The 11,329-nt window shown below is 31.9% G+C and carries 12 protein-coding genes; 8 read left to right on the top strand and 4 right to left on the bottom strand.

Features of this window, described 5'->3' with window-relative positions; all coding sequences use genetic code 11:
• Position 1 precedes the first annotated feature (1 nt).
• Positions 2 to 667 carry a cytochrome-c oxidase, cbb3-type subunit II gene (gene ccoO, locus CCUN_RS01630; RefSeq protein WP_027305256.1) on the bottom strand — a complete coding sequence of 222 codons (666 nt, stop codon included), beginning with the start codon at positions 665 to 667 and terminating at the stop codon, positions 2 to 4.
• Positions 668 to 679: 12 nt separating this feature from the next.
• A complete protein-coding gene (ccoN, locus tag CCUN_RS01625; RefSeq protein ID WP_027305257.1) occupies positions 680 to 2,146 on the bottom strand; it encodes a cytochrome-c oxidase, cbb3-type subunit I in 1,467 nt (488 codons plus the stop codon).
• Positions 2,147 to 2,352: 206 nt separating this feature from the next.
• On the opposite strand from ccoN, the gene CCUN_RS01620 reads away from it, so the two are divergent.
• Entirely contained in the window at positions 2,353 to 2,541 is a 189-nt protein-coding gene (locus tag CCUN_RS01620) for a hypothetical protein (protein WP_027305258.1), read from the top strand.
• Positions 2,529 to 3,236: an FkbM family methyltransferase gene (locus CCUN_RS01615; RefSeq protein WP_125921754.1), complete on the top strand. Its 708-nt coding sequence runs from the start codon at positions 2,529 to 2,531 to the stop codon at positions 3,234 to 3,236. Before CCUN_RS01620 ends, CCUN_RS01615 begins: the two co-directional genes overlap by 13 nt.
• A gap of 47 nt (positions 3,237 to 3,283) precedes the next feature.
• Here CCUN_RS01615 and CCUN_RS01610 read toward each other — a convergent pair whose 3' ends face one another.
• On the bottom strand, positions 3,284 to 5,857 hold the full coding sequence (locus CCUN_RS01610; RefSeq protein ID WP_035175649.1) for an ATP-dependent Clp protease ATP-binding subunit: 2,574 nt from the start codon (positions 5,855 to 5,857) through the stop codon (positions 3,284 to 3,286).
• 86 nt (positions 5,858 to 5,943) lie between these two features.
• Entirely contained in the window at positions 5,944 to 6,249 is a 306-nt protein-coding gene (locus tag CCUN_RS01605; RefSeq protein WP_035175651.1) for a metal-sensing transcriptional repressor, read from the bottom strand.
• A 293-nt stretch (positions 6,250 to 6,542) separates the two neighbouring features.
• Between CCUN_RS01605 and CCUN_RS01600 the strand changes: the two genes are divergently transcribed.
• The 6 genes from CCUN_RS01600 to CCUN_RS01575 are packed head-to-tail and all read left to right on the top strand — an operon-like array spanning position 6,543 to position 11,328.
• On the top strand, positions 6,543 to 7,865 hold the full coding sequence (locus CCUN_RS01600; protein WP_088245161.1) for a S41 family peptidase: 1,323 nt from the start codon (positions 6,543 to 6,545) through the stop codon (positions 7,863 to 7,865).
• The gene (purC, locus tag CCUN_RS01595) at positions 7,862 to 8,572 is read left to right on the top strand and encodes a phosphoribosylaminoimidazolesuccinocarboxamide synthase (protein WP_027305262.1); all 711 of its coding nucleotides are present in this window, start codon (positions 7,862 to 7,864) and stop codon (positions 8,570 to 8,572) included. Before CCUN_RS01600 ends, purC begins: the two co-directional genes overlap by 4 nt.
• Positions 8,573 to 8,581: 9 nt before the next feature.
• Positions 8,582 to 8,818 (top strand): phosphoribosylformylglycinamidine synthase subunit PurS, encoded by a 237-nt coding sequence (gene purS, locus CCUN_RS01590; protein ID WP_027305263.1) that lies wholly within the window; start codon positions 8,582 to 8,584, stop codon positions 8,816 to 8,818.
• Positions 8,815 to 9,462, top strand: coding sequence for a phosphoribosylformylglycinamidine synthase subunit PurQ (gene purQ, locus CCUN_RS01585; RefSeq protein WP_027305264.1), 648 nt, complete (start codon positions 8,815 to 8,817; stop codon positions 9,460 to 9,462). Before purS ends, purQ begins: the two co-directional genes overlap by 4 nt.
• A complete protein-coding gene (locus CCUN_RS01580) occupies positions 9,459 to 10,643 on the top strand; it encodes an SH3 domain-containing protein (protein ID WP_027305265.1) in 1,185 nt (394 codons plus the stop codon). Before purQ ends, CCUN_RS01580 begins: the two co-directional genes overlap by 4 nt.
• Entirely contained in the window at positions 10,621 to 11,328 is a 708-nt protein-coding gene (locus tag CCUN_RS01575; RefSeq protein ID WP_232087697.1) for a lysophospholipid acyltransferase family protein, read from the top strand. Before CCUN_RS01580 ends, CCUN_RS01575 begins: the two co-directional genes overlap by 23 nt.
• Position 11,329 lies beyond the last annotated feature (1 nt).

Raw genomic sequence — 11,329 nt, 5'->3', positions numbered from 1 at the left:
TTTACTTTAAGCTATTAAGATAGGCAATTAAAGCAACAATTTCTCTGATTTCACCTCTTGCAAAAGCATCTTTGATTTCTTGATTTTTCATCTGATCAACGATAATTTTAGCTTCAGCTTGAACTTCCTCACTTGCTTCTTGCCAAGTGCCTAGTTTTGTCTGTCCTTCAACATCATAAGGGACATTGAAAACTTTTTTAACCGTTACAGCCTCTGCATAAGCTGTTTCAATATCGGCATTTTTATTAAACATATGCTTATATGCTGGCATAATGGAACCGGGAACGACTGAAGTTGGGTCAAACATATGATTTTCATGCCAATCAGCTGTTCTATAATTTCCTACACGTGCTAAATCTGGTCCTGTCCTTTTAGAACCCCATAAGAAAGGTCTATCATAAGCAAATTCACCACTCTTAGAATACTCTCCATAGCGATCGGTTTCAGATTTGAAAGGACGAATGAGTTGCGAATGACAAGCATTACAGCTTTCATTGATATACACTTGACGCCCTGCAAGTTGTAAAACCGAATAAGGTTTTTTACCTTCAATCGGTCTTGCATTGTCTGCAAAACTTGGCAAAACCTCAACGACGCCCGCATAAGCGATTACAATAAAAACCGCCACAGCAAAAAAGAATGGATTTTTTTCTAACCAACTAAACATTTTTTCTCCTTTTTATGCTGCCATAGGTGAGGCATTTTTTGGTTCTTTATCAAGCTCTCTACCACAAGAAACAGATTTGTAAATATTATAAACAAACATAAAGAAACCTATAACATACAATAAACCACCAATTGCTCTAATCCAATAATAAGGAATAATCGCTACAACTGTGTCGATGAAAGTATAAAGCAAATTACCATACTCATCTGTGGCTCTCCACATCATACCTTGCGTAATACCTGCAATCCACATTGATGCAAAATACAACACAATTCCTGTCGTTTGAATCCAAAATTGAGCTTCCATTAAAGATTTGCTGTAAAGCTCTCTTTTGAAAATTCTAGGAGTCATATGATAAAGTGCAGCCATAGTCATAAAACCAACCCAACCCAATGTTCCATCATGGACATGCCCTGGAATCCAATCTGTAAAATGTGCTAAAGCATTAACAGATTTAATCGAAAGAATAGGACCTTCCAAAGTTGAAAACATATAAAAAGTTGATGCAAGAATCATAAATTTAATCAATGGATTTTCTCTAAGTTGTGTCCATTCTCCTTTCATTGTGAGTAAAATATTGATTGCTGAACCCCAAGAAGGAAGGATTAACACTACTGAAAAAATTGAACCCATAGTCTGCATCCAATCAGGAACAGTAGAATAAATAAGATGGTGTCCTCCAGCCCATAAATAAACAAACATTAGTCCCCAAAATGCGAATAAAGAAAGTTTATAAGAAAAAATAGCTTGCCCACTTTCTTTTGGTAAAAAATAATAAATTTGGGCAATAATTCCAACCGTAAAGACAAAAGCAACGGCATTATGTCCATACCACCATTGCACCAAAGCATCATTAGTCCCTGCATACATAGAAACAGAATGCCACCAATTTCCCATATCTGCTATAAAATAAGTTGGCACTTCCATATTATTGAAAAGATAGAGCATTGCAATCCCTAAGAAAGTTGCAATATAATACCAAATCGAAATATAGAGGGTTTTTTCACGGCGAATTCCAATGAGTCCAAAAATACTCACACCCCATAAAACCCAAACCAAAACCACCAAAATATCCAAAGGCCATTCAAGTTCGGCATATTCTTTTGAAGTGCTTACACCTGCAAAAAGAGTTATAACAGCTATCACCATTAAAACCATGTAAAGCACAAAATGAAGTTTGCCTATAAACATTAAAAACCCGGATTCTGCCATACTGACTTTAAGGACACGTTGTCCTATATAATACCAGGTCGCCCAAATCCCAGAAAGCATAAAACCAAAAATCACACCCGAAGTGTGTAAAGGTCTAAGTCTTGAAAAAGTTGCGTATTCACCTGCTAAATAATTCAGATCCGGATATGCCATCTGAAAAGCTATAAAACTCCCTATAGCCATACCTACAATCCCAAACAATATGGCAGCAAACATAAAACATTTTGCAACCGTATAGTCGTAATTTAATACATTACCTGGGTGCATCGACTCTTCTCCTTTTAAATTTAAAATATTTAAAAAACAGCTTATATTATATCATATATTTTGCTTAAAATAATATTACTTGTTAATTTTTTGTTATTTTTATATTATAAAACATACAAAATTTATAAGAATAAAAAGCTTTTATAACTTTAATAAACTAAATTTATGTTAAAATTATTAAAAACTTACTTAAATACGGAGAGAAAATGCAAACAGAACTTTGTATCAATGAATTGAAATATAAAATGTTTTTACCCTTTAAAGATACAGATATGATTCAAAGGCATATTTATATGACGAAAAGCCCTTATGAGCTTGATTTACTGCAACATATGCTCACAAAACTCAAAGATGAAAAAATAAACGAGGGGGGGGGGAGATTGTGCTTGATATAGGTATGAATATCGGTAATCATACTTGTTTTTTTGCTGCTCATGGTATCAAAGTTATAGGTTTTGAACCAAATCCTAAAATCTTCGCAATCGCTCAAGAAAATGTTAAAATCAATCATTTTGAAGAGAGGGTTAAAATTTTTCCCTATGGTATTTCAAGTCATTCCCACAAAGCAACTATGAGTAAGGAAAATCCCGGAAATTTTGGGAATATGCATTTGATTGAAGATGAAAATGCCTTCATAGAATGTAAAAGTATCGACAGCTTTGAATTTAAAGAAAAAATTGTTTTAATGAAAATTGATGTTGAAGGTATGGAACTTGAAGTTTTAAAGGGTGCAAAGCAAAGTTTGCTTAAAGATAAACCGCTGATTTATTTAGAAGCAAATGACTACGCTCATCTTGCTCCTATAAAAAAATATTTAGAAAATTTGGGTTATATTTATGAAAATTTATTAGGAGATTTTGGTGCGTGGATGCATGTTTTTGTGTATAAAGATAAAGCGGACAAAGAACTTTTACGTATCAATTCCTACACGAATTCTTCTTTAGCGTATTTTAATACACTTTTACAATCAAGATATCTTTGGCGTAAAGTTAAACAACTTAGAATTCTCATTTGTATCACTTTAGGTTTTGCGTTTATTAATCTTTTATTGGGTATAGTATTTTTTATATTTTTATTTTTCAAAACTTAGTTTTTTTAAGAATAAAGGTGCAAAAGACTCTTCGCACCTTTGAATTTTTAGAGTTTTTTAATCACTATATCTTTATCATCTGCGTCGATTAAAATTTCTGCATTTTCACTCAATTCATCAGCTAAAATCATATCACTAAGTTTATCCTCTATCCTATCATAAATCGCTCTTTTAAGCGGTCTTGCACCAAAATCTGGGTCAAAACCATCTTTTGCGATAAATAAAGCAGCATTTTCACTCAAAGTCGCTTTGATGCCCTTATTTGCCAAATTTTTTTGTAAAGATACAAATAAAAGTTTGACAATCTCATAAGCCTCATCTTTACCTAAAGCATTGAAAGTAATAATATCATCAAGGCGGTTTAAAAATTCAGGCTTAAAAAAGGTTCTAAGCTCGTTTTTAATAGCATCTTCTCTCTCTTCACCTGTTAAATTCATAATAGCATGTGAAGCGATATTTGAAGTTAAAATAATGATAGTATTTTTAAAATCCACCGTGATTCCCTTGCTATCTGTTGCCCTACCATCATCTAAAATCCCTAAAAGCACATTAAAAACATCTTGATGAGCCTTTTCAACTTCATCAAATAAAAGCACACTATAAGGCTTGCGACGCACCGCTTCAGTAAGCTCACCCCCTTCTTCGTGTCCCACATAACCCGGAGGTGCTCCTAAAAGTCTTGAAACGCTATGTTTTTCCATAAATTCACTCATATCAAAACGTATCATTGCTTTTTCATCATCAAATAAAAAACTTGCCAAAGCCTTAGCAGATTGTGTTTTTCCCACGCCCGTAGGACCTAAAAACAAAAAACTGCCTATAGGTTTATTGCCTTCATTCAATCCAGCTTTATTGCGTTTAATCGCCTTAGCCAAAGCACTCAAAGCCCTATCTTGTCCCACAACACTTTCTTTTAAATGCTTTTCAACATTTAAGAATTTTTGTTTTTCTGAAGTGAGCATTTTTTGCACACTAATTCCTGTCCATTTGCTTAAAATTCCAGCAACTAAGTCCTCATCAACTTGATTTTTTAGCAAAACCCCGTTTTCACTCATATTTTTCCATTTTTCCTCTAAATTTAAAAGCTCTTTTTCAAGACTTGGAATTTTACCATATTCAAGTTCAGCAGCCTTTTGAAATTCTCCTCTGTCCTTAGCAAAACTTGCCTCCATTTTAAGGCTATCCCTCTCTTTCTTTTTTGCACTGATTTCATCAAAAACGGCTTTTTCATTTTCAAATTGAGAATTTAAAGTCCCTTGTTTTTCTTTTAAATTTGCAAGTTCTTTAGAAATTTCATCGAGTCTTTTTTGATTTTTTTCATCATTTTCCATCTTTAGGGCTTCATTTTCTACTTCTAAGGTTTCTATATCTTTACGCACCTTTCTTAGAGAGCTTGGCTCACTTTCAATCTGCATTTTAAGTTCAGCTGCAGCCTCATCGATTAAATCAATAGCCTTATCAGGCAAAAAACGATCCGCTATATATCTTTTAGAAAGTTTTGCCGCAGCAACCAAAGCACTATCAGCTATGCTAACATTATGGTGAATTTCAAGCTTTTCTTTGATTCCTCTAAGCATTGCTAAGGCTTCATTAACGCTTGGTTCAGGGACATTGACGGGTTGAAATCTCCTCTGCAAGGCTGCATCTTTTTCAAAATATTTGCGGTATTCTTTTAAAGTGGTTGCACCTATGGTGTGAAGTTCTCCTCTAGCAAGGGCAGGTTTTAAGATGTTTGCAGCATCCATGCTTCCCTCACTTGCTCCCGCTCCTACAATGGTATGAATTTCATCGATGAATAAGATAATATTTTCACTTTTTATCACTTCATTCACCACAGCTTTAAGTCTGTCTTCAAATTCTCCTCTGTATTTTGCTCCCGCAATTAAAGCACTCATATCCAGACTGATAACTTTTTTATTTCTTAAAGACGTTGGCACATCTTTTTTAACAATCCTTTGAGCCAAAGCCTCTACAATCGCTGTTTTTCCAACTCCGGGCTCACCTAATAATATAGGATTATTTTTGGTTTTGCGTATAAGAATTTGCATCACTCTTTCAATCTCTTCTTCTCTGCCGATTATAGGATCAAGCTTTCCTTCTCTTGCTTTTTGAGTCAAATCAATACCAAATTTATTAAGAGAATCAAGGGTTTCATCACTTGTTTTATTTTCGATTTTGCGTCCTGCTCTAAGATTTTGAAGCTCTTTTTTAAATTCGGTTAAATCCATAAATTGAGATAAAATTTCTTTCACAATCCCACTATCGCTTTCACTTAAAAGCCAAGTATCCACAGCCAAATAAGTATCACCATTTGCATTCATTAAACCCTTAGCATTTTCAAGAGAATTAAGCATTTGATGAGAAATTCTTATGTTTTCTTTATTGACATTTGAGCTTGTGGCTAAATTTGCAATTTGACTCTTAATCTGAAGTTCTAAAGCCTCTTTTGAAACATTGTATTTGTTGCAAACTTGATTTAAAAGACTACTGCTATCGACATTTAAAGCCCAAAATAGATGCAAAGGAAGCACTTCATTATTTTTAGAATGTATTGCTAGAGAAACTGCACTTTCTAAATTTGAAAGCATAGAATCAGTTAAAAAATCTTGTAAATTTGCCATTTCTTATCCTTAATATAATTTTATACAGATGATATTATATAACTTTAGTCAAATAATGTCAAGTTTATTTATAAGATTTATTTAATTTATTTTACAAACATATCTATAGCTTTTTTTAAATCTTCTATACTTTGGGAGTCTTCTTCTAATACAGCATGAATCATGCAATGGGCTAAATGCTCTTTTAAAACAGCCTTTGCTGTATTATTAACCTCTGCTTTAACTGCAGCGAGTTGAATTAAAATTTCACTACAATCCTTATCCGATTCAACCATTCTTTTAACAGCTTGTAAATGCCCTATAGTGCGACTGATTCGATTTGAAACTGCTTTGATGTGTTTTGAAGAATGATGATGAGTGTGTGCGTTTTCAATATGTTTTGATTTTTTCATTATATTTTCCTTAAAATAAGCCCTATAAGCTTTATTAATTTTAACATAAAAATTTCATAATTTTTCTTGCTCCTCAATAAAAATTATATTAATATTTTTTAAATTTTTATCGCTTCAATTTTATCTTTTGAGATTAAAAAATCTATATTATGATTATAACTTGTAAAAGGTCTTTATTAAAATGTTTTAAATTCTATGAAATGCAAATCTTTTTTGAAAAATATAATATTTTACTCTTATATTTACATTTCTTTAAACAAATTTCATTAAAATTTAGTCCTAAAAAATTAAAAATGGAGTTTATTTTGAAAACCAAAAGATTTTTTGCCACATTTGTAGGATTTATTAGTGCTTTAGCTCTTTGTGTTTTTTTAGCAAGTTCTTTACAAGCTAAAACCGATAATGCTCAAGTAACACAACGTCTTGAAGCCTTGGATAAACTCACTAAAACCTTAGCTATCGTTGAGCAATATTATGTTGATGAACAAAATATTAGTGATTTGGTTGATAAATCTCTTTCAGGGCTTTTAAGCAATCTGGATGCCCATTCTTCTTTTCTCAATGAGAAAGATTTTAATGATATGAAAATTCAAACTAATGGGGAATTCGGTGGGCTTGGTATCACGGTGGGAATGAAAGATGGTGCTTTAACCGTCGTTTCTCCAATCGAAGGAACTCCTGCAGACAAAGCTGGAATAAAATCTGGAGACATTATCCTTAAAATCAACGATGAAGCAACTTTGGGAATTTCACTCAATGATGCTGTGGATAAAATGCGTGGAAAACCTAAATCTCAAGTTACTTTAACCATATTCAGACAAGGAGCCTCAAAGCCTTTTGATGTAGTTCTTACAAGAGATATTATTAAAGTTGATAGCGTTTATGCAAAATTAATCAAAGATGAAAACATACTCTATTTAAGAGTCACAAATTTTGATAAAAATGTTATAGATGAGGCAAGTAAAGAGCTTAAAAAATACCCAAAGGTTAAAGGAGTGATACTTGATCTTAGAAATAATCCGGGCGGACTTTTAAATCAAGCCATAGGATTGACAAATTTATTTGTCAATGAAGGAGTCATCGTTTCTCAAAAGGGTCGCATTCAAAACGAAAATCAAGAATATAAAGCTGATCCTAAAAAGAAAATTTCTAACAGCTCTTTAGTCGTTTTAGTCAATGGCGGAAGTGCGAGTGCGAGTGAGATTGTTAGCGGATCTTTGCAAGATTTAAAACGAGCTGTCATTGTCGGTGAAAAAACCTTTGGAAAAGGCAGTGTGCAACAAATCATACCGATTAATAAAACAGAAGCTTTAAGGCTAACCATAGCAAGATATTATCTCCCAAGTGGCAGAACCATACAAGCTGTAGGAGTTAAACCTGATATTGAAATTTTTCCGGGTAAGGTAAATACTGCTGAAGATAATTTTAGCATTAAAGAGAGCGATTTAAAACAGCATCTTCAAAGCGAACTTGAAAAACTTGATAAGAAAAATAATGAAACCGAACAAAAAGATGATAAAAATTTCATCACTCAAAAACAAATCAATGAAGACGCTCAACTCAAATGTGCAATTGATACAATAAAAACTTTAAATATAAATAAGGAATTTAAATGACCAAAAAAGAATTGCTCTATGAGGGCAAAGGTAAGAAAATGTTTAAAACTGAAGATGAACATTTTCTTATCACAGAATTTAAAGATGATTTAACCGCTTTTAATGCTGAAAAAAGAGGGAATGAAAAGGGTAAAGGGGCTTTGAATTGTAAAATCAGCACCGCACTTTTTCATTTGCTAGAAAAGCAAGGAATTCCTACTCATTTAGTCCAAACTATCAGTGAAAACGAACAGCTAGTTAAAAAATGCAAAATCATTCCTATTGAAGTGATAGTGCGTAATGTTGCTACAGGTTCATTGACCAAAAGACTTGGGATAAAAGATGGAGAAATTTTGCCCTTTACTTTGGTTGAATTTTGTTTAAAAGATGACAGCTTAGGCGATCCTTTTATCAATGATGAACATTGTCTTATTCTTAATTTAGTCAAAGATAAAACGCAAATTGAAGAGCTTAAAACTCTTGCAAGAAAAATCAATGCTGTGTTGCTGGAATTTTTTGATTCTAAAAATTTAAGATTGATAGATTTTAAAATTGAATTTGGTATCGATAAAGAAGGAAAAATAATCTTAGCCGATGAGATAAGTCCTGATAGTTGCAGATTTTGGGATAAAAATACAAATGAAAAACTTGATAAAGACAGATTCAGACAAGATTTAGGAAATGTTAAAATGGCTTATGAAGAAGTGTTAAAAAGAATTTTAAGTTGAAAGCAAATCATGGAAATAACAGTTAATATATTTTTCAAAGAAGGTGTTTTAGATCCTCAAGGAAAAGCGATTCAAAAGGCTTTGCATTCTTTAAATTTCCACAAAGTTAGCGAAGTAAAAATTGCCAAACAAATTAAAATCAAACTTGATGAAAAAGACAAAGAAAAAGCTAAAAAAGAAGTGATTCAAATGTGCGAAGAATTGCTTGTTAATAGTGTGATTGAAGATTATGAGTTGGTTTTATGAAGGTTGCTATTATAAGATTTGCGGGGACAAATTGCGAATTTGACACCGTTTATGCTTTTGAAAAAATCGGAGCCGAAGTGGAGCTCATTTGGCATGAGGAAAAAAAATTTAAAGCCGATTTAGTGGTTTTGCCCGGAGGGTTTTCTTATGGAGATTATCTAAGGTCTGCAGCCATTGCAAAATTTGCTCCTGCAATGCAAGGAGTTTTAGAACACGCAAAAAAAGGAGGGTTTATCTTAGGAATTTGTAATGGTTTTCAAATGCTTTTAGAACTTAAACTTCTCAAAGGTGCGATGATACACAATGAAAATTTAAGCTTTATATCCAAAAATCAAGCTTTAAAGATTGTTTCAAATGATAATGTTTTTTTAAGAAAATTTAAAAAAGATGAGCAAATTATCTTACCCATTGCTCATGGCGAGGGAAATTATTTCGCAGATGAAAGGACCTTAAAAGAATTAGAAGATAAAGATTTAATCCTTTTAAAATATATAGACAATCCAAATGGTTCAATCCTCGATATAGCAGGAATTTGCGATGAAAATAAAAAAATTTTTGGACTTATGCCTCATCCTGAAAGAGCTTGTGAAGAGCTTTTGGGTTCAAATGTGGGTTTAAAAATGTTAGAAGGTTTTATGATTTGAGATTTTTATTTGTTTTCTTTCTTTTGACCTTAAATCTTTTTTCTGAAAATGAAATCCATAATTTTGAGGAAGGAAATAAAATACAAAATTTAGCCAAAGAAGAACAAAGAATTTATCAAAACATTGCACCAAGCGATGAACAAGAAGATTTTGAGAGCAATGTAGAAGATCCTTTTATCCCTCAAAGTTCTTTAGTGTTAAGCACTCAAGATTATCCTCATAAAGTTTATGTCGGAGAGGTTTTTTGCATTCAACTCTATGCTAAAACCACAGAAAATACAAATTTTGATTTTGAGTTAAGTGTGGAGAAAAATAAAGAATTAGAATTTTTAAATCCAAACCCCAAATGGAAAAAACTAGAAGACAGCTATGAAACAAATCTTTGTTTCATAGCCAAAAATTCTAATGCAAATTTAGAGCAAATTTTTGTGCAATTGACGAGAAATAAAGAAATGTTTCAAGAAGCAAGTCTTAAAATCAATCCCATACAATTTGAGCTTACTCCCACAAATAAAAATTTCTCTCATATTGTGGCTAGTTCTTTAGAAATTAAAAAAATCAAAACAAGTTATTTTGATGATAAAAATCTCATTATGATGCTCGAGCTTAATGCCACAAATGCAAATCTTAAAGGCTTTTATATAGACAATATACCCAAGCAAGGCATAGAAAATTTCAAAGGTGATTTTAATGTTTCAAACGCATTTTATTACGCTATTTTTCCCGATTATAAAAATCGTTTTGAATTTTCTTATTTTAATAAGGACACAAAAAAACTTGAAAATTTTAACTTAGAACTTAAGATTAGCGATGATGAAATCAGCACTCAAAGTGATTTAAATCCCACAAATAAAGATTTTAATGTTTATAAACAATACGGACTTTGGATTTTGTCCTTTCTTTTTGCTATCATTTTTATTTTTACGCGAAGTTTTATTGTTTTGTTTTTAGCTCTTATTTGTTTTGCCTTAAGTTTTTTAGTTGATACAAGCACTCATAGTGGTATTTTAAAAGCCGGCACTAAGGTAAAAATTTTACCGACCACACCTTCGACTTATTTTTATACAGCAAATTCAAATGAAGAGGTAGAAATTTTAAATCAAAGAGAAAATTATATTAAAATTTTATTAGAAAATGGAAAAATAGGTTGGGTGAATCGTGAAAATTTACAAAAGAATTAAAGCCCTTTATTTTTGGATTTTTTTTGTTTTTAGTGTTGCTTTAGTTTTACTCGCTTTTTGTTTTACAAAAAATCAAAATACTCTTTGGAAAATTCGTAAATTTTGGGCAAAAACTCAAAAATACATCATTCATTATAAAATCAAACTTGTAGGAGAATTTAATCCACAAGCCTCAATGCTTATCATCAATCATCAAAGTACTTTGGACATTATTGCTTTAGAAGAGCTTTTTCCAAAAAATTTAGCATGGATAGCTAAAAAAGAATTAGCCGAAATTCCTGTGTTTAAAATAGCCATGAAAAAACCTAAATTTCTTTGTATCGATAGAAAAAATCCTCGCGATTTGGTGCGTATTTTAAAAGAAGCAAAGCAAAGTCTTAATGAAGGTAGAGTTTTAGCCATTTTTCCAGAGGGCACTCGCTCAAAAACGCAAAAATTATTAAAATTTCAAAGTGGAGCAAAAATCTTAACAGAGAAATTAAAATTAAAAGTTCAGCCTATCTTAATCGTAGATTCTGCAAAAATTTTAGACACTAAAAATTTTACAGCAAGTGGCGGAATTCTTAAAATCATCTGTATGAATTTAATTGACACAGATGATGAAAAATGGCTTGAAAATACGAGAAAAAATATGCAAAAAATCTTAGATGAAGAAAGAGCTTTAAACAATAAAAAGGAAGAATAAA

This window comes from Campylobacter cuniculorum DSM 23162 = LMG 24588, assembly GCF_002104335.1.
Lineage (GTDB): Bacteria > Campylobacterota > Campylobacteria > Campylobacterales > Campylobacteraceae > Campylobacter_D > Campylobacter_D cuniculorum.
This window is presented reverse-complemented; position numbering and strand designations above follow the sequence as displayed.

Excerpts from the sequence above, each read along its gene's own strand:
- ccoO (WP_027305256.1), bottom strand. The coding sequence starts at position 667 with ATGTTTAGTTGGTTAGAAAAAAATCCATTCTTTTTTGCTGTGGCGGTT.
- ccoN (WP_027305257.1), bottom strand. The coding sequence starts at position 2,146 with ATGCACCCAGGTAATGTATTAAATTACGACTATACGGTTGCAAAATGT.
- CCUN_RS01620 (WP_027305258.1), top strand. The coding sequence starts at position 2,353 with ATGCAAACAGAACTTTGTATCAATGAATTGAAATATAAAATGTTTTTA.
- CCUN_RS01610 (WP_035175649.1), bottom strand. The coding sequence starts at position 5,857 with ATGGCAAATTTACAAGATTTTTTAACTGATTCTATGCTTTCAAATTTA.
- CCUN_RS01605 (WP_035175651.1), bottom strand. The coding sequence starts at position 6,249 with ATGAAAAAATCAAAACATATTGAAAACGCACACACTCATCATCATTCT.
- CCUN_RS01600 (WP_088245161.1), top strand. The coding sequence starts at position 6,543 with ATGGAGTTTATTTTGAAAACCAAAAGATTTTTTGCCACATTTGTAGGA.
- purC (WP_027305262.1), top strand. The coding sequence starts at position 7,862 with ATGACCAAAAAAGAATTGCTCTATGAGGGCAAAGGTAAGAAAATGTTT.
- purS (WP_027305263.1), top strand. The coding sequence starts at position 8,582 with ATGGAAATAACAGTTAATATATTTTTCAAAGAAGGTGTTTTAGATCCT.
- purQ (WP_027305264.1), top strand. The coding sequence starts at position 8,815 with ATGAAGGTTGCTATTATAAGATTTGCGGGGACAAATTGCGAATTTGAC.